The sequence below is a fragment of the Rhodoferax sp. BLA1 genome, assembly GCF_013416775.1.
Lineage (GTDB): Bacteria > Pseudomonadota > Gammaproteobacteria > Burkholderiales > Burkholderiaceae_C > Rhodoferax.
Map to the genome: position 1 here is coordinate 229786 of NZ_SZVI01000005.1, position 16936 is coordinate 246721.

Below are 16936 nucleotides of genomic sequence, written 5' to 3' on the forward strand. Positions count from 1 at the left end.
ACCGTCTCTTTATAGAAAGGCCACTGTCCATGACCATCTCTATCTCCTCAAGTACCCCTGTTCAAGCTCCGCAAAAAACCAACCCGCTGGAGGCGACAGACGCCAAACGGGGTGATAAGCCGACACCCCCGCCGGCTGAGGACAGCACGTCCAAACCGGCCAGCACAGCACAGGCATTCACCAATGCCCTGGGGCAACTCACAGGCACTAACCTGAGTGTGAAAGCCTGATCGGGCAATCACCTTCCAGAGCGACTGACAAGGATCTTCAGCCATGGGTACTTTCGCCGTGACAGGAACTGCAGCGGGCCTGACGCCCTCAGGTCCAAGCCCAACGGCGATCAAAACGCCAGTGAACAACACAGTTTTACCTGCTGCAGGCACTGTGAACACCTCGGCACCAGCCAAGCAGCCAATCAAAAACAACCAGACCATTGGAGCCAGCAACACCACGCCCAGCCCTGCTGAGTTGAACCAATTGGTGAGTGACATGCAAAGCAAGGTGCCGGTGGCGGCCAAAGAGTTGCAGTTTTCTGTGGACCAAGACAGTGGCAAACAGTTGCTGACGCTGACCAACAACGTCACCAAAGAAGTGCTGTGGCAAGTGCCCTCTGAGGTGGCCCTGCGTATTTCAAAAGAGATGGACCGGTTCCAAAAAGGTTCACTGCTCAACCAGCAGGCTTGAGCAGCAAACAGGCTGTCATCCAGGCGGATGAGCAGCTCAGAGCCATCAGCGTTTGTCTGGCAGCTCGATCTTGACCTCGAGCACTTCCAGATTGTCCTGGCGCTCCAGGTTGACCTTGATGTCATCCTGATTGATCCTGACGTATTTACTGATCACCGCAATCAGTTCACGCTGCAGATCGGGCAGATAGTCGGGCGTGGCCGGGCTGCGGCCGCTGCGCTCGTGGGCCAGGATGATCTGCAGGCGCTCCTTGGCCACACTGGCTGTCTTTGTTTTTTCACCGAGAAAAAATGAGAAAAAAGACATGCTTTATTTGCTCCCGAACAGGCGTTGCAACAGGCCTTGCTTGGGCGCATCGATGAAACGCAAGGGTTTGTCTTCACCCAGGAAACGCGACACCACGTCCTTGTAGGCTTCCGAGACATCGCTGCCGTTCAGGTGCACCGCTGGCACACCCTGGTTGGATGCCTGCAACACACTTTCACTCTCGGGAATCACCCCAATGAGTTTGATACGCAAAATGTCCTGGATGTCTTGCAAAGACAACATCTGGCCCTGGTTGACCCGCGCCGGGTTGTAGCGGGTGATCAGCAGGTGTTCCTTGATAGGTTCTTCACCCGCCATGCCACGTTTGGTTTTGCTGGACAACATGCCCAGGATGCGGTCTGAGTCGCGCACCGAAGACACTTCGGGGTTGGTCACCACCAGCGCTTCGTCGGCGAAATGCATGGCCATCAGCGCACCGGTTTCAATGCCGGCAGGTGAATCACAGACGATGAAATCAAAGTCCATGGCGGTCAGGTCGGCCAGCACCTTGCCAACACCCTCTTGTGTCAACGCGTCTTTGTCCCGGGTTTGTGAGGCGGCCAGCACGTAGAGGTTGTCACACTGCTTGTCCTTGATCAGCGCCTGGTTCAGGTTGGCTTCACCATGGATGACGTTGATCAGGTCATACACCACACGGCGTTCACACCCCATGATCAGGTCCAGATTACGCAGGCCCACGTCAAAGTCGATCACCGCTGTTTTGTGACCACGCAGTGCCAGGCCGGTTGCAAAACTGGCGCTGGTCGTGGTTTTACCAACGCCACCTTTGCCAGAGGTCACCACAATGATTTTTGTCATAACTACACAATCTTTCAAACAGGAATTCAGAGGTCGCCTAGTGGCGACTTCGTCAGGATTTCAGGGATTCAAACAGCAGCTTCTCCTGGCCATCATCACTCAAACGCACTTGCGCTGCTTTGCCCTGGATGTCTGGCGCTAGCGGATTTTCGCTGGTGCGGTAAACCCCGGCAATCGAAATGAGTTCTGGCTCCAGGCAAGTCGAGAAAATACGGGCGTTGACGTTGCCACTGGCCCCAGCCATGGCTTTGCCACGCAGCGGGGCATACACATGGATGTGGCCGTCCGCCACAATTTCACCACCCTGGTTGACCATGGCCAGCACCACCAGATCCGCACCACGGGCGTACACTTTTTGCCCTGAGCGCACCGGTTTGTCAATCACCAGGGTGCCAGGTCCGGCCACAGGCACCTCACGCACCACTTCACGAATGACTTCGGTCACCACTTCTCTGACCACCTCGGTCGGTGCTGAGACCATTTTTTTGGCCTCTGCTGCGGATTTGCTGCGGGTCACCTCTGGCGCCGCAATCACCAATCCCAAGGCCACAGCGGCTTCGTTGTTGTTGGTCGGATGACCACGAAATGCCACTGGCTTCAGGCGACAACTCTGCAGGGATGTGATCAGGGCCGACAGACCCTGCTTGTCCACTTCCACCTGGTGTTTAGCGCAGTCAATGACCACCGCGTCCTGGTCAAAAAAATCGGCGTTGTCGCTGGCTGGCCCATAACGCTTGAGCAATTCAGCCGCCACGGTTTGCAAATCGGGCGTTTTGGTGACCAGCGACATCAGCGGAAGCTGGGCGCTTTTAATTTCGAAGGAGTCAGTCACAGGTGTTGGAGGCGAAACGGGTAAAGCGCAGGGGTTTGGGCAAGACAAATACCTTGTCGGGGACGGCGTCATCAAGCCAGGCCCAAATGTTACTTGATTGCACTCCAAAAAAAGGCAGGCAGACCAAGGATATTTCACTTTATGCACAAGCTTCTTTGAAATTTCTCCGTATCCAGTAAACGCTGTCAAAACTTTGGCCTTGTCTTTATCCAAATCTTGGAATATCAAATAGTAGTAGCAGATAAGCTTTGCTCGTCTCCGTGGATAAGTCCATTTAGTCCATATAAAACAAAGATTTACCGTACGAAAATTCCTGTGCACGTACCTGTCTTGCATCTGCTACCGAAAACTGAACAACTTCACTTTTTCAATTTTTTTGTGGATAAGTCTTTTTTTCAAGACACATTATTCACAGACTTATCCAAGTCACCTGTTGCAGCTTTGTCTCAGAGCTGTTGAGCCGTTTGGAATGAAAAGTCAGATTCGGGCATAGCGGCGATCTGTTTGTGGCCGTTTGGTGAAAAAAACAGTCAGGCTTAGCTGTGTGCCGCCAGCTTGGTTCTGGCATCGGTGATCTCGTTGTGCACGATATGGACCTACATATCACCATGGGTGGGTGTGACCAACAGGTCAACAAACTGGGTGATCACATTGGCGTCTGCTTCCGGCAACGAAATAGCTTTTACAGCCTCATCCAGCTTGTCCAGAACCTTGTAGGCGTCGGCCAAGCGCGCCCAGCGAGGAGCGTCACTGGCATTGGCTTTGAGGAGGTTCACGAGCCAACCCTCGATTTTTCTCCGATGTCAAAAATGGGTGTCAAAACTTCAGCCTTGTCTTTATTTAAATATTGGAATACAAAATAGTAGTAGTAGATAAGCTTTGCCCCCTTCCGTGGATAAGCTCATTTAATTCATATAAAACATAGACTTACAGCATTCCAATTCCTGTGCATGTGCATGCCTTGCAACTGCGCCCGGAAACTGGACAACTCCAGTTCAAAATTTTTTATGTGGATAAGTCATTTTTTAAAGACAAACTATTCACAGCTTTATCCAAGTCGCGTGTGGCACTTTGTTATGGGGTTGTTGAGCCGTTTTGGACGAAAAAAAACCAGATGCGGGCATCGCCCGCATCTGGTTGGTGGCAGTTGGGTGAAAAAAGCGTCAGGGTTTGCTGCGTGCTGCCAGCTTGGTTTTAGCATCGGTGATCTCGCTGCGCACGAGTTGGCTCTCTTGTGAGCCGCCAGGCAGCACCGTCAGCACGGTTTCCCAGTGGCGGATGGCAGTGCCGTAGTCAGCCGCCTGGTAAGCGGCTTGTGCTGCCATCATGAGGGCATTGGGCTGTTTGGGGTCGATGCGCAGGGCTTTGTTGACCAGTGCCAGTGCTTGCCCCTTGAAATCACCTTTGGCGCGTGTGGCCAACAGGTCGGCGTACTGGGTGATCAAGTTGGCATCGGTTTCCAGCAGTGGGCCGGTCTTGCCAAAGGCCTGGACTGCCTCATCGAGCCTCCCCTGGACCTTGTAGGCGTTGGCCAGCCGGGCCCAGCCAGGGTAGTCATTGGGATTGTCTTTGAGGCGACTGGCGAGCCGCTCTACCATCTGGTTGATCATCTCGGGTGTGGTGCTGCCATTGGCTGCGCCGGCGGGAACAGGTGGCAGTTTGGTGTTGTCTCCGGCGGGTAATTTGCCTTGGGCTCGTGCGTCGTCGATATTGGCCTGGATCTGTTGTGCGTCAGCTGAGTTGGGGTCCAACAGGCCGAGCAATTTCTCCCATTGTTTGACGGCAGTTGCGTAGTCTGCCCGTTGGTAGGCACTGATGCCCGACAACATCAGGCCATTGGGATGGTCCGGGCTGAGTGTGAGCACCTCGTTGATCATCTGTGCGGCTTGGCCCTCCAGCTTGCTGCCGTTGAGTATGCCAAGCAAGGCTGCGTAGTCCAACAACACATCTGGATCGGTGTGCACATAGTCGCCCGCCTTCTCAAAAGCTGCTTTAGCGTCTTCCAGTCGGCCCAGCACTTTGTAGGAGCGCGCCAGCATGGCCCAGCCTTTTGGATTGTCTGGATTGGCCTGCAATTTGGCAGCCAGGGTGTCGACCATTTGTTTGACTTGCTGGTCATCCACTGCGGTGGGTGCCACCCTGTCGATGGCGGTGGGTGCACCGAGTTGTATGTATATGCCGATGGCCAGCGCCGGTGTGGCCAAACCCATGAGCCAGGCGATGCGTTTGGCATTCCAGAAGCTGTTGCTGTGGTTGGGCTGGCGAGATTCGTGGCTTTCCGTGTCGTCGAGCAAACGCAGTTGCAACTCGTCGCGGCTTGCTTCAAAGTCTTGTTGGCTGATGACACCACGTTCCAGGTCAGCCTCCAGCGCCTTGAGCTGGTCGCGGTGGATGTCAATGTTCAAACGCTCGGCAGAGACACCACGGTGTTGTGGTGGACGCAGCAAGGGATAAATCAGCCAAGCCACCACCAGCAGCGTCATGAGCGCTGCGATTCCCATAAATAGAGTCATTTTGGAAGATCAGTCTTTTGTAAGAGGGCTTGTGCCCTGGCCCGCTTGGTATCGTCAAGCACCTCGGTGTTGGCATTGTTCTGGGTTTGGCGGATGGTGCGGATCAGCAACCAGACCGCGCCCAACAACAACAACAAAGGGCCAAACCACAACAGCCAGGTACTGGGCTTGACAGGCGGCTTGTACAGTACAAAGTCACCGTAACGGCTGACCAGGAATTCCTTGATTTCAGCGTCCGATTTGCCGGCAGTGATCAGGCTACGGACTTCGCGACGTAAATCGTTGGCCAGCTCGGCGCGCGAACCCGCCAGAGACTCGTTCTGGCACACCAGGCAACGCAATTCTTCTGCAATGCTGATCAGGCGCTGTTCCACCACCGGATCGTCCGCCAAAGGGGCAGCTTCGTTGGCATAGGTTGGTGCCAGCAGTTGCCAGCAAAGAATCAAAGCAAACCAGACTTTCATTGTTGTAGTTCCCGGATCAAAGGCAGCAGTTTGTTTTGCAGGGCGTCCGGTGTGAACGGGCCGATCTGCTTGTAACGAATGACACCGGCTTTGTCGATCAAAAAGCTCTCAGGCACACCATAGACACCAAAGTTGATGCCGATGCGGCCATCCCGGTCGGCAATCACCACGTCATAGGGGTTGCCAAAACGAGCCAGCCACTTTTGGCCATCCTGATCCTTGTCTTTGTAGTCCAGGCCAACGATGGGGATGGTCTTGGTTTTGGTAAATTCCATCAACAGGGGATGTTCTTCCCGGCAGGCTACACACCAGGAGGCCCAGGTGTTGAGCAACCAGACTTTGCCCAACATGTCTTGTTTGGTGATCTGCAGGGCCGGGTTGTCCAGCACCGGGGCAGAAAAATCGGGTGCGGGTTTGCCAATCAGCGGCGAAGGAATTTCACGTGGGTCACGGGTGAGGCCAATGCCGAGGAACACCAGCAACACAACAAAAATGCCTAGCGGGATATAGGCCTTTTTCATGTCGTGGCACCTTTCACCTCAACCCCTGTCCATGTGCTCACCAGCTTGCGGCGGTAGCGTTTGTCCATCACAGCCATGGCACCACCGAGTGCCATCAACAGACAACCGACCCAGATCCAGGGCACAAATGGCTTGTGATAAACACGTACTGCCCAGGCAGGTGGACCACTGCTGTCGAGTTTTTCACCCAAAGACACATACACATCGCGTGTGAGACCGCTGTCGATGGCGGCTTCGGTCATTGGCATGGTGGATGAAAAATAGCTGCGTTTTTCAGGGTGAAGGGTCTTGAGCACCTGGCTGTTCTTGATCAGCTCCACCGTGCCGACATCGGCGTTGTAGTTGGGGCCGACTTTTTGGCTGATGCCGGTCAGGCGGAAGGTGTAGCCACCCACTTCGACCGTGTCGCCGACAGTCATGCGCACGTCTTTTTCGGTTTCATAACCCTTGACCATGGTGATACCAACCACACACACCGCGATACCAATGTGCGCCACATGCATGCCCCAGAAAGACATGGGTGTCGACCTCCAGTGCAGTGTGTCTTTGAGCTGACGGTAGATTTGCACACAGGACCCCAGAACAATCCAGAAGGCCAGCGACAGAGACAGCGCCACCAGTGCTGACCAGGACCCCGCCAAAAACGGCGCGCCGCAACCCAGCAGTACCGATACCAGCGCCACCGGGCTGAGTTTTCTGAGCAGGTTACTGGCCGTGTCACTCTTCCAACGGGCAAAGGAGCCGATCACCATCAAGAACAGCACTGGCAGCATGATGGGTGCAAACACGCTGTTGAAATAAGGCGGCCCCACTGAGAGTTTGCCCAGATTGAGCGCATCAATGATCAAGGGGTAGACCGTGCCCAGCAGCACCGCAGCGGCAGCGGTGGTCAGCAGCACATTGTTGAGCAGCAAAAAAGTTTCGCGTGACAACAGGGCAAAGGAGCCCCCCGAGCGCACTTTGCCGGAACGCGTGGCAAACAGAACCAGTGAACTGCCCACCACCAATGCCAGGAACAACAGGATGAACACCCCGCGTTTGGGATCGGACGCAAAGGCATGCACCGAGGTCAGCACACCCGAGCGCACCAGGAAGGTTCCGAGCAGGCTCAGGGAGAAAGCGATCAGTGACAGCATGATGGTCCAGCTTCTGAACAGGCCACGCTTTTCGGTGACCGCCAGCGAGTGGATCAGTGCGGTGCCGATCAGCCAGGGCAAAAACGAGGCGTTTTCCACCGGGTCCCAGAACCACCAGCCACCCCAACCCAGTTCGTAGTAGGCCCACCAGGAGCCCAGGGCAATACCAATGGTCAGGCAGATCCAGGCAGCGGTGGCCCAGGGCCGGGTCCAGCGTGCCCAGGCGGCATCCAGGCGGCCATTGAGCAGGGCGGCAATCGAGAAGGCAAAGGGCACCGACATACCAACATACCCCATGTAGAGCATGGGTGGGTGAAACACCAGACCCGGGTCTTGTAACAAGGGGTTGAGGTCCCGACCGTCGGCCGGGATGTCCACCAACCGCAAAAAGGGGTTGGAGGTGAACAGCATGAACATCAAAAAGCCCGCCGCAATCAGGGCCATCACCCCCAGCACACGCGACACCATCACATCGGGCAACTGGCGTGAAAACAATGAGATGGCCATCATCCAGCCGCACAACATCAGCAGCCACAGCAGCAGCGAGCCCTCATGGCCACCCCAGACGGCGGCAAACCGGTACATGTCTGGCAGCTTGGAGTTGGAGTGCTGCGCGACATACATCACCGAAAAATCGTTGGTGTAAAACGCGTAGGTCAGGCAGCCAAAGGAAAACGCGGCCAGCAGGCACAACACCTGGGCACCAGGGCGCGCCAGAGCCATCCAGTCGGCACGGCCTTGCTGCCCACCGGCGATGCTCAGTACCCCCAGGAAACAAGCGACCAGCATGGCCAGGATCAGTGAAAAGTGTCCAATTTCTGGAATCATGGCGTGTTTTTTGTTAAGTGGCGGTGGGCCAGGCCTACTTGAGGGAGCTGGCGGCCTTGTTCAGCTGCGCCTGGTCCATGGCATGCTGAGCTTCGGGGGGCATGTAGTTTTCATCGTGTTTGGCCAGCACCTCGGAGGCGGTGAAATGCCCGCTGCCATCGAGTTTGCCCTGGGCCACCACGCCTTTGCCTTCCTTGAACAGGTCGGGCAGGATACCGGTGTAGGACACGTTCACCTCTTTGGCGGTGTCGGTCACCACAAAATGTACGGTCAGGTTGTCGCGCTTGAGGGAACCTTCCTTGACCATGCCGCCGACGCGAAAGGTACGTTCTTTGGGTGCCTCACCAGAGGCGATCTGGCTCGGGGTGAAAAAAAACACCAGGTTGCTCTCAAAGGCATTGAGCACAAAGTAGGCGGCCAGCCCAATCGCGGCGAGGCCACCAGTTATGAGGGCGGCGCGTTTATGACGTGGTTTCATGAGAGTGTGGACGAATGGTGATCGTCTTGAGAGCTGGTTTCGTTCAAAAGGTTTCGTAACAAGGCCCGGCGTTGTGCACGAAGTTGCCAGATCTCTCCAACGACCACCAGCGCGGTGATGCCAAAACTGCCCCAGACGTAGAGGCCGTAACCCCCCATCTCCCAGAATTCTGACCAGCTATGCCACTGCATGTTTCACCCATTCCGTATGACGTTCACGATCCAAAATGATGTTGCGCACCCGAAGCAGGGCGATGGCGATGGCGTACATCCAGAACGCCAGCACCATGATCAACATGCCGCTCAGCATGGTGCTGGCCATGGAACTGCCTTTGAGCGACACCGAGGCACCCTGGTGCAGGGTGTTCCACCATTTGACCGAGAAATAAATGATCGGCACATTAACCGCACCCACCAGCGCCAGTACCGCACTGGCTTTGTCGGCCCGGCGCGGGTCGTCAATGCTGGCGTGTAATGCCATGAAACCGAGGTAGAGAAACAGCAGGATCAACTCGGAGGTCAGGCGCGCGTCCCAGACCCACCAGGTGCCCCACATCGGTTTACCCCACAAGGCCCCGGTGATGAGTGACAAAAAGGCAAACAGTGCGCCCGTGGGAGCCAGTGCACAGGCCATCATGCCTGACAGGCGGGTGTTGAACGCCAGCCCCAGACCGGCCCAGGCAGCCATCACCAGGTAGATCAGCATTGACAGCTGTGAGGCTGGCACATGGACAAAGATGATGCGGTAACCCTGGCCCTGTTGGGCGTCCACCGGTGCCACAAAAAAAGAGATCCACAAACCGACCACGGCCAGCACCGTGGCCAGGCCGGCAAACCAGGGCCACATCTTGCCCGCCAGCCCATAAAAACTTTGTGGCGAGGCAAATTTGAACCAGTGAACAACGCGTGTTTTCATTCCAGAGAAATCCTCAGGGCAGCGGCAGTGGCCATGGGTGAAAAAAAGAGAGACAGCACCAGCAAGGCGGACAGCAGCGACAGGTGCCCGCCAAATCCCAGGCCAGCAGCATCCGCTTCAACCGCGCCGGCACCAAAGATCAGCACCGGAATATAAAGCGGCAGAATCAGCAGGGACAACAAAACCCCTGCGCCGCGTACGCCCAAGGTCAATGCGGCGCCAATGCTGCCAATCAGGCTCAAGGTGGGTGTGCCCAGCAGCAGGCTCAGCATCAAAATGCCCAGCGCCCGGCCGTCCAGTCCAAACTGCAGGCCCAACACCGGCGCCATCAGTACCAGCGGCACACCCGACAACAGAAAGTGCGCCAGCGCCTTGGCCAGCACCAGCAGGCCCAGCGGGGTCGGGGACAACACCATTTGCTCGAGTGAGCCGTCGGCGTAATCGGTGGCGAACATGCGTTGTAACGACAACATCGCCGCCAGCAATGCACTGACCCACAACACACCGGGTGCCATGCGCAGTAACAAACTCGATTCGGCACCCACCCCCAGCGGGAACAGGCTGGCAATCACCATGAAAAACACCAGCGGTGTCAGTACCTCGCCCTTTTGCCGCAGACCCAAGGCGATTTCGCGCCGGATCAGGGCCAGCATGACCGAGGCAGCGCCCAGTGGGGAGGGTGGGTGGGTCATGACGCGGTCAATTCCAAAATCTGTGGGCTGTGTGTGCCAACCGGCACCCGTTGGTGGCTGGTCAACACCGCCAGGCCGCCCTGGTCCAGATGGCCAGCAATCAGGTCTGACAACATTTGGATGCCAGCCTCGTCCATCGCCACATAGGGCTCGTCCAGCACCCACAGCTTGGCCGAGCTGAGTGCCAGCCGCGACAAGGCCACACGGCGCTTTTGCCCTTGGGAGAGGTGGCGCACCAGTTGTTGTGCGCGCCCGTGCAGGCCAAACCGCGCCAGGACCAACTTGGCCTGTTGCGCGTCCAGTGCCACCCCGGCCAACGCCGAGGTGAACACCAGGTTTTCCTGGACCGACATCGATTCCTGCAAGGCGTTGAGGTGGCCCAGGTAACACAGGTCTTGCCGGTAACTGTCACGCTGGGCGGCAATGGGGCTGTTGTTCCAGAGAATCTGGCCTGAATCTACTGGTGCCAAACCACAGACCATGCGCAACAAACTGGTTTTGCCCACACCGTTGGCGCCGGTGACATACAGCCAGTGGCCCGCTTGCAGGGTGTGATCCACATCCCTGAAAAGCTGACGCCCACCCTTGGTACAGCCAAGTTTGGAAAATGTCAGGGTAGGTGAGGTGTTCAAGAGCGTGCCAGCAACAAAATGCTCGAATTATCTTATGGCCCGCCCCTTGCCCGGGACCACAGACGGCTTCAGCGGGTGATGACCACCTTTTGATACAGGCCACCGAAATAGGTGTGTTTTTCGATGTGGCTGTAGCTGTCTGCAGGGGGCAGCCATTCGGTGATCTCGTGCTGCCACAAGTCCATCGCAAACGGCTCCAGTGTGGTCAGGATCGGCACCATGATGTAACGAAACGGGCTGCTGGCCACCGGCTTGTGGTAGTCGACAAAGATGACTTTGCCACCCGGCTTGGTCACACGCAGCGCCTCGCTGATGGTCTGGCGGCGCACCTCCACCGGCATTTCATGCAGGAGGAAAAACACCAGTGTGGTGTCCTGGCTGGCATCCACAAAACCCATGTTCGAGGCGTCTTGTTGCAGGATGCTGACCTGGCGTTTGTCACGCAGTTTCTGGTGCAAGTTCTTGATCTGCACCGGTGCCACGTCGATCACACTCAGGTGAGCCTGGGGGTCGAGGCGGCGCACGATGTGTTCGGTCAGGTTGCCATACACGCACGCCACCTGCAGCACCTGGCCGGTGATGACCTGGCCCATGTCCTGCAGCGCCAGATCACGCAGGCGCGAAAAGTTGCCCCACAGAATCAGGTTCACCAGCCACTGGCGCTCAAACACTCGAACCGCATTCGGGTGGGTATAGGCCCACCAGTAGGTCTTTTCGAGATAGTCGGGTACGACAACAGGGACTTGGGGAACGGTGGCAGCTGAAGTCAAGGATGTGTCAAGTGGGCGTGCGCTGGTTTTATCGAAAATCATGAACAGACCTTGAATCAGAGAGTGCGTGATGGCGCTGTGGCCTACTTCAACAAAGCTTCGGCCCGCAAGGCCGCTTGCACAGCCGGACGAGCCGCTACCCGGGTGGCGAAAGCGCTCAAGTTGACCAAGGCTGACACATCAATGCCCACGAACTTGCCCCAACTTTGCACCACAAAAAGATAGGCATCAGCGACGGTGAACACGTCTCCCATCAGGTAATTTTTGCCACTCAGTTCGCCGTCAACCCATTGTAGGCGGGCGTTTAGGCGGGCTTTGGCGGGTTCTTTGGCCTCGTCTGGCAGGTTCGGTGTGAACAGCGGGGAGAAGCCTTTGTGCAGCTCTGTGGCGATGAAATTGAGCCATTCCTGCAGCTTGTAACGCTCAAACGTGCCGTTGGCAGGTGCCAACTGCCGCTCTGGCACCAGATCGGCCAGGTACTGCAGGATCACCGCAACCTCGTGTAACTGCTTGCCATCGTCGAGCACCAGCAGCGGCACATAACCCAGCGGGTTGATGCTGTAGTAGTCGGTTCCGTCTTCCAGACGGTGGGTCTTGGTAGGTGCGGACACGGCTTCAAAAGCCAGCCCGGTTTCCTTCATCGCAATATGGGTTGCCAACGAACATGCGCCGGCCGAGTAGTAGAGTTTCATGCGGTGTTCCAGAAAAAATGAAGGTGAGCAACGCCACACCATGGCAACAACAACAGCGGTGTGCCGATGCTAACCCGCCTGTCTGTTCCGAGCGCGGCAAGCGCCCGGGAAGCCCTGAAATCGTGCACAAGAACAGCAAGGGTGTTTGGGGCAGTGAGCCCTTGTTTTGCTTGGTGAGTCAGCCATCAAAAAAGGAGCTGACAGTTGGCACCCCGGCGCCGACGCTGGGAACGGACCACGGTGAACCCCTGCTGGCCAAGTGAGACCCCGACAGATCTGGTCTCAGCGTATAGCCCAGCTATCACAAAAACGATAGCTACCAGCCCTTATTAAATAAGGGTTAGAGCATGATTTACCGGTGTAAAACCTTGGCAATCGGGTTGTGCCGCAGCCGGAAGGCATCGGGCATTTTGGAGCCCAGCAGCGGGCGCAGGTACATACGGAAGGCGTCGGTCACATCGGTGCCGCTGGCGGTGATGAACTCGTCTTCCATGGTGCGTGTTTTGCCAGCCACGCTGGCCAGCGGCAGCAGTTCGTAGTCGACCGAATAAAAGCCGGTGCGCTTGATGGCCACCGAGCCATCGCGGTCGCCCCACATGGCAAACTGCACCGCTTTTTCGCCGACCTCGCGCGCCTCGCGCTGGTCCACGTCCGAGACACAACCGATGAACGAGCGTTGCATGTAGCCAAAGGTGTCACCACGCACCCGCGTGATGTTGAGCTTGGACTTGATCTCTTCACACAACAAATCGGCCAGTGCGCCATTGCCCGAGAGCTGCACATTGCCGTGGGCATCGTGCTCGATTTTTTTGGCCAGCAAGGTGACGATCGGTGTGCCGGAGGCGTCGTGGATGCCTTCTGAGACCGCAATCACACAACGGCCAAAACGCTCGTAGGCCACTTTCACATCGGCGAGGAATTTCTCCAGCACAAAGGTGCGCTCGGGCAAGTAGATCAGGTGTGGGCCGTCGTCCGGGAATTTTTTACCCAGGGCCGAGGCCGCCGTCAAGAAACCGGCGTGGCGACCCATGACCACACCCACATAGACGCCGGGCAGGGCGGCGTTGTCCAGATTGGCACCGGCAAAAGCTTGCGCCACAAAACGTGCGGCTGACGGGAAACCGGGTGTGTGGTCACTGCCAACCAAGTCGTTGTCAATGGTCTTGGGGATGTGGATGGTGCGCAGTGGGTAGTTGGCGGCTTGGGCCTCTTCGCTGACGATGCGTACCGTGTCACTGGAGTCGTTGCCACCGATGTAGAAAAAATGCTCGATCTGGTGGGCCTGCAACACCTTGAAGATCTCGTGGCAGTAGGCGGCGTCGGGTTTGTCGCGGGTGGAGCCCAGGGCGCTTGACGGGGTGTTGGCCACCAGTTCCAGGTTGTGGCTGGTCTCCTGGGTCAGGTCGACAAAGTTCTCGTCGACGATGCCACGCACGCCGTGGCGCGCGCCGTAGATGTGTTCGATCTGGCCAAAACGACGAGCTTCGAGCGCTACGCCGACCAGGGATTGGTTGATGACTGCAGTGGGGCCGCCACCTTGGGCGACGAGAATTTTTCCGGATGCCATGGATTGTCCTGTTTCAAAAGAATGTTGCTGAAACTGCCAAGACCTATTGTGCGCCTGAACATGTTTGACTTTGCTGACGAAACAGCCCGAGAGACGTGGTTTTAGGGGGCTTCGGTAAAATTGCCGCAGTTGTACACAGGCGCCGGGCGAGCGCCGTTTTTTTTCCCGCCCATTCGATGGAAACACCATGCTTTATCCCCAACACTTTGACGTGATCGTCGTCGGTGGCGGCCATGCCGGCACCGAGGCCGCGTTGGCAGCTGCCCGCATGGGCTGCAAGACGCTGCTGTTGACCCACAACATCGAGACGCTGGGCCAGATGAGCTGCAACCCCTCGATTGGTGGCATCGGCAAAGGCCATCTGGTCAAAGAGGTGGACGCCCTCGGTGGCGCCATGGCCGCAGCTACTGACGAGAGTGGTGTGCAGTTCCGGATTCTGAATTCCAGCAAAGGCCCGGCAGTGCGCGCCACGCGTGCCCAGGCCGACCGTATTTTGTACAAGGCAGCCATCCGCAAGCGCCTGGAGAACCAGCCCAATCTGTGGCTGTTCCAGCAGGCGGTGGATGACCTGATGGTGGAGGGTGACCGGGTGGTGGGTGCGGTGACCCAGGTCGGCATTCACTTTCGTGCCAGCACGGTGGTGCTGACGGCGGGCACTTTTCTGGATGGCAAGATCCATGTCGGCCTGAACAACTATGCCGCCGGGCGTGCTGGTGACCCACCAGCGGTGAGCTTGAGTGCTCGCCTCAAAGAACTGAAACTCCCGCAAGGGCGTCTGAAAACAGGCACACCCCCGCGCATCGATGGTCGTTCGATCGACTTCAGCCGCTGTACCGAACAACCTGGCGACGGCATGCCCGGAGGCATGAGCCCGGTGATGCCGGTGTTCAGCTTTCTGGGCCGGGCAGAACAACACCCGCAGCAGATGCCGTGCTGGATCACCCACACCAACGAACGCACCCACGAGATCATCCGCAGCGGGTTTGATCGCAGCCCGATGTTCACCGGCAAGATCGAAGGCGTGGGCCCGCGTTATTGCCCGAGTGTCGAAGACAAGATCAACCGCTTTGCCGACAAGGACAGCCACCAGATTTTTCTGGAGCCTGAAGGCCTGACCACCCACGAGTACTACCCCAATGGCATCAGCACCAGCCTGCCGTTTGACATCCAGTACGACTTGGTGCGCAGCATGGTGGGTCTGGAGAACGCGCACATCTTGCGGCCCGGCTACGCGATTGAGTACGACTACTTTGACCCGCAACAGCTCAAAAGCAGTTTCGAGACACGGGTTATCAACGGCCTGTTTTTTGCCGGCCAGATCAACGGCACCACCGGTTATGAAGAGGCTGCGGCACAAGGTCTGTTTGCCGGCATCAATGCTGCGCTACAGGCGCGTGCCCTCGGTGGTGGTGACGGTGCAAGCAGCGCCACAGGCCGCATCGAGTACCAGGCAGACATCTGGGTGCCTGCACGTGATGAAGCCTATCTGGGTGTGATGGTGGACGACCTGATCACCAAAGGTGTAACCGAGCCTTACCGCATGTTCACCAGCCGGGCCGAGTTCCGGCTGCAGTTGCGTGAAGACAATGCCGACGCACGGCTGACCGAAGCGGGCCGCCAACTCGGCCTGGTCGACGATGTGCGCTGGGATGCATTCAGCCGCAAACGTGATGCTGTTTCACGTGAAACAGAGCGTCTGCGCTTGATCTGGGTCAGTCCCAAAAACCTGGAAGCTGCCGAAGCTGAGCGTGTGTTGGGCAAGACGTTGGAGCACGAGTACAACCTGGCTGAGTTATTGCGTCGCCCGGGTGTCAGCTATGCGTCGTTGATGTCTTTGGATGGTGGTAGATACGCATCGGCCGAGTTGGCTGCTGATGTTTCACGTGAAACAGCCGAGGCTAATGCGGCAGCGACGGTGATCGAGCAGGTTGAGATCGCCAGTAAATATTCTGGTTACATCGATCGCCAGAAGGACGATGTACAACGCGCCACCCACTACGAAAACCTCAAGCTGCCGCAGGATCTGGACTACATGCAGGTGTCTGCACTGAGCATTGAGGCGCGCCAAAAACTCAACCGTCACAAGCCGGAAACACTGGGCCAGGCCTCACGTCTGTCGGGCATCACCCCAGCCACGATTTCGTTGTTGACCATCCATTTGAAGAAGACCAAGTTCAAAGGTTTTGTGACACCCGACGACCGGCGTGTTGGGATACCCGTTGCGTCGGCGCCGGAGGTCAACAGCGAGGTGGCTCAATGAACACGCTGGAGGTACCACTGCGCCAGGGTCTGGCCGAACTGGGTTTGGCACTGACGGACGAACAGATAGCCCGGTTGCTGGACTATCTGGGCCTGATCCAGAAATGGACCAAGGTCTACAACCTGACTGCGGTGCGCGACCCGGCCGAGATGTTGACGCACCATCTGCTGGACAGCTTGGCGGTGATCAAGCCTTTGCGGCATCAGCTCACTGATGCAACGGCCTCGTTCAAATTGCTGGATGTGGGCTCAGGTGCCGGTTTGCCCGGTGTGGTGATTGCCATCTGCTGCCCCGATATCACGGTGCACTGCGTTGATACGGTGGCCAAAAAAGCTGCATTTATCCAGCAGGTGGCGGTCACCCTGAAGTTGTCCAATCTGCGGGGTGTGCATGCACGTGTTGAGAGTTTGACCGACAAATACCAGGTGGTCAGTTCACGCGCGTTTGCTTCGCTGCTGGACTTCACCAACTGGTCGGCCCAGGCCTTGGCAGAGCAGGGTATCTGGATGGCGATGAAGGGTAAACACCCGGCAGAGGAGATGGCGGCACTGCCGTCCAATGTGTCTGTGTTTCACGTGGAACAGTTGGAGGTGCCGGGACTGGGCGCGGAGCGGTGTATTGTCTGGATGCGGCCTGCGTTGATCGCTTGAGTCTTTTTTTACCTCGTAGGAATCAGCCGGGCGACGCGTTTTGCTTCGTGTCCCCCGGCCTTCTGCCTCCTCCTTAACCTACGCAAAACGCATCATCCAACTGATTCGGGATGATCGTGGCATTCCTGTCAGGGTTAAATTCAGCGCTAGCGGTGGAGTTGGGGTGGGTACCAAAGT

20 protein-coding genes are annotated in these 16936 nt (G+C 57.2%); 4 read left to right on the forward strand and 16 right to left on the reverse strand.

What is annotated here, in order from left to right; genetic code table 11:
- The first annotated feature begins 29 nt into the window (after positions 1-29).
- Positions 30-230, forward strand: a complete 201-nt coding sequence (locus FDG13_RS06720; RefSeq protein WP_180126032.1) for a hypothetical protein — start codon at positions 30-32, stop codon at positions 228-230.
- 121 nt (positions 231-351) lie between these two features.
- Positions 352-684: a flagellar protein FlaG gene (locus FDG13_RS06725; protein ID WP_180126033.1), complete on the forward strand. Its 333-nt coding sequence runs from the start codon at positions 352-354 to the stop codon at positions 682-684.
- A gap of 45 nt (positions 685-729) precedes the next feature.
- Here the strand turns inward: FDG13_RS06725 and minE are convergent, their stop codons facing one another.
- The 16 genes from minE to FDG13_RS06805 all read right to left on the reverse strand — a co-directional run bounded on the left by minE (position 730) and on the right by FDG13_RS06805 (position 13849).
- Positions 730-990 carry a cell division topological specificity factor MinE gene (minE, locus tag FDG13_RS06730; protein ID WP_078364951.1) on the reverse strand — a complete coding sequence of 87 codons (261 nt, stop codon included), beginning with the start codon at positions 988-990 and terminating at the stop codon, positions 730-732.
- Between the two features lie 3 nt (positions 991-993).
- Positions 994-1809: a septum site-determining protein MinD gene (gene minD / locus FDG13_RS06735; protein ID WP_180126034.1), complete on the reverse strand. Its 816-nt coding sequence runs from the start codon at positions 1807-1809 to the stop codon at positions 994-996.
- A 52-nt stretch (positions 1810-1861) separates the two neighbouring features.
- Positions 1862-2641, reverse strand: coding sequence for a septum site-determining protein MinC (gene minC / locus FDG13_RS06740; RefSeq protein WP_370528177.1), 780 nt, complete (start codon positions 2639-2641; stop codon positions 1862-1864).
- 596 nt (positions 2642-3237) lie between these two features.
- Entirely contained in the window at positions 3238-3417 is a 180-nt protein-coding gene (locus tag FDG13_RS06745; RefSeq protein ID WP_180126036.1) for a hypothetical protein, read from the reverse strand.
- A gap of 387 nt (positions 3418-3804) precedes the next feature.
- Positions 3805-5142, reverse strand: coding sequence for a c-type cytochrome biogenesis protein CcmI (gene ccmI / locus FDG13_RS06750; protein ID WP_180126037.1), 1338 nt, complete (start codon positions 5140-5142; stop codon positions 3805-3807).
- Between the two features lie 8 nt (positions 5143-5150).
- Entirely contained in the window at positions 5151-5618 is a 468-nt protein-coding gene (locus FDG13_RS06755; protein ID WP_180126038.1) for a cytochrome c-type biogenesis protein, read from the reverse strand.
- Complete coding sequence (locus FDG13_RS06760) at positions 5615-6139, reverse strand: DsbE family thiol:disulfide interchange protein (protein ID WP_180126039.1); 525 nt, start codon at positions 6137-6139, stop codon at positions 5615-5617. Before FDG13_RS06760 ends, FDG13_RS06755 begins: the two co-directional genes overlap by 4 nt.
- A complete protein-coding gene (locus tag FDG13_RS06765) occupies positions 6136-8103 on the reverse strand; it encodes a heme lyase CcmF/NrfE family subunit (protein WP_180126040.1) in 1968 nt (655 codons plus the stop codon). Before FDG13_RS06765 ends, FDG13_RS06760 begins: the two co-directional genes overlap by 4 nt.
- Positions 8104-8137: 34 nt before the next feature.
- Complete coding sequence (gene ccmE / locus FDG13_RS06770; RefSeq protein ID WP_180126041.1) at positions 8138-8581, reverse strand: cytochrome c maturation protein CcmE; 444 nt, start codon at positions 8579-8581, stop codon at positions 8138-8140.
- Complete coding sequence (gene ccmD, locus FDG13_RS06775; protein ID WP_180126042.1) at positions 8578-8772, reverse strand: heme exporter protein CcmD; 195 nt, start codon at positions 8770-8772, stop codon at positions 8578-8580. Before ccmD ends, ccmE begins: the two co-directional genes overlap by 4 nt.
- Positions 8759-9496, reverse strand: coding sequence for a heme ABC transporter permease CcmC (gene ccmC / locus FDG13_RS06780; protein WP_180126043.1), 738 nt, complete (start codon positions 9494-9496; stop codon positions 8759-8761). Before ccmC ends, ccmD begins: the two co-directional genes overlap by 14 nt.
- Positions 9493-10188: a heme exporter protein CcmB gene (gene ccmB / locus FDG13_RS06785; RefSeq protein WP_180126044.1), complete on the reverse strand. Its 696-nt coding sequence runs from the start codon at positions 10186-10188 to the stop codon at positions 9493-9495. The genes ccmC and ccmB overlap by 4 nt, the downstream gene beginning before the upstream one ends.
- On the reverse strand, positions 10185-10820 hold the full coding sequence (gene ccmA / locus FDG13_RS06790) for a cytochrome c biogenesis heme-transporting ATPase CcmA (protein WP_180126045.1): 636 nt from the start codon (positions 10818-10820) through the stop codon (positions 10185-10187). The genes ccmB and ccmA overlap by 4 nt, the downstream gene beginning before the upstream one ends.
- Positions 10821-10888: 68 nt before the next feature.
- A complete protein-coding gene (gene rquA / locus FDG13_RS06795; RefSeq protein ID WP_180126046.1) occupies positions 10889-11632 on the reverse strand; it encodes a rhodoquinone biosynthesis methyltransferase RquA in 744 nt (247 codons plus the stop codon).
- A gap of 41 nt (positions 11633-11673) precedes the next feature.
- Positions 11674-12282: a glutathione transferase GstA gene (gene gstA / locus FDG13_RS06800; protein ID WP_180126047.1), complete on the reverse strand. Its 609-nt coding sequence runs from the start codon at positions 12280-12282 to the stop codon at positions 11674-11676.
- 352 nt (positions 12283-12634) lie between these two features.
- Complete coding sequence (locus FDG13_RS06805; protein WP_180126048.1) at positions 12635-13849, reverse strand: 6-phosphofructokinase; 1215 nt, start codon at positions 13847-13849, stop codon at positions 12635-12637.
- Between the two features lie 187 nt (positions 13850-14036).
- On the opposite strand from FDG13_RS06805, the gene mnmG reads away from it, so the two are divergent.
- Positions 14037-16109, forward strand: coding sequence for a tRNA uridine-5-carboxymethylaminomethyl(34) synthesis enzyme MnmG (mnmG, locus tag FDG13_RS06810; RefSeq protein ID WP_180126049.1), 2073 nt, complete (start codon positions 14037-14039; stop codon positions 16107-16109).
- The gene (gene rsmG / locus FDG13_RS06815) at positions 16106-16759 is read left to right on the forward strand and encodes a 16S rRNA (guanine(527)-N(7))-methyltransferase RsmG (protein WP_180126050.1); all 654 of its coding nucleotides are present in this window, start codon (positions 16106-16108) and stop codon (positions 16757-16759) included. Before mnmG ends, rsmG begins: the two co-directional genes overlap by 4 nt.
- Positions 16760-16936 lie beyond the last annotated feature (177 nt).

Excerpts from the sequence above, each read along its gene's own strand:
- minE (WP_078364951.1), bottom strand. The coding sequence starts at position 990 with ATGTCTTTTTTCTCATTTTTTCTCGGTGAAAAAACAAAGACAGCCAGT.
- ccmD (WP_180126042.1), bottom strand. The coding sequence starts at position 8,772 with ATGCAGTGGCATAGCTGGTCAGAATTCTGGGAGATGGGGGGTTACGGC.
- ccmI (WP_180126037.1), bottom strand. The coding sequence starts at position 5,142 with ATGGGAATCGCAGCGCTCATGACGCTGCTGGTGGTGGCTTGGCTGATT.
- rquA (WP_180126046.1), bottom strand. The coding sequence starts at position 11,632 with ATGATTTTCGATAAAACCAGCGCACGCCCACTTGACACATCCTTGACT.
- FDG13_RS06765 (WP_180126040.1), bottom strand. The coding sequence starts at position 8,103 with ATGATTCCAGAAATTGGACACTTTTCACTGATCCTGGCCATGCTGGTC.
- minD (WP_180126034.1), bottom strand. The coding sequence starts at position 1,809 with ATGACAAAAATCATTGTGGTGACCTCTGGCAAAGGTGGCGTTGGTAAA.
- mnmG (WP_180126049.1), top strand. The coding sequence starts at position 14,037 with ATGCTTTATCCCCAACACTTTGACGTGATCGTCGTCGGTGGCGGCCAT.
- ccmB (WP_180126044.1), bottom strand. The coding sequence starts at position 10,188 with ATGACCCACCCACCCTCCCCACTGGGCGCTGCCTCGGTCATGCTGGCC.
- FDG13_RS06805 (WP_180126048.1), bottom strand. The coding sequence starts at position 13,849 with ATGGCATCCGGAAAAATTCTCGTCGCCCAAGGTGGCGGCCCCACTGCA.
- FDG13_RS06760 (WP_180126039.1), bottom strand. The coding sequence starts at position 6,139 with ATGAAAAAGGCCTATATCCCGCTAGGCATTTTTGTTGTGTTGCTGGTG.
- ccmE (WP_180126041.1), bottom strand. The coding sequence starts at position 8,581 with ATGAAACCACGTCATAAACGCGCCGCCCTCATAACTGGTGGCCTCGCC.
- ccmC (WP_180126043.1), bottom strand. The coding sequence starts at position 9,496 with ATGAAAACACGCGTTGTTCACTGGTTCAAATTTGCCTCGCCACAAAGT.
- rsmG (WP_180126050.1), top strand. The coding sequence starts at position 16,106 with ATGAACACGCTGGAGGTACCACTGCGCCAGGGTCTGGCCGAACTGGGT.
- gstA (WP_180126047.1), bottom strand. The coding sequence starts at position 12,282 with ATGAAACTCTACTACTCGGCCGGCGCATGTTCGTTGGCAACCCATATT.
- FDG13_RS06720 (WP_180126032.1), top strand. The coding sequence starts at position 30 with ATGACCATCTCTATCTCCTCAAGTACCCCTGTTCAAGCTCCGCAAAAA.
- FDG13_RS06755 (WP_180126038.1), bottom strand. The coding sequence starts at position 5,618 with ATGAAAGTCTGGTTTGCTTTGATTCTTTGCTGGCAACTGCTGGCACCA.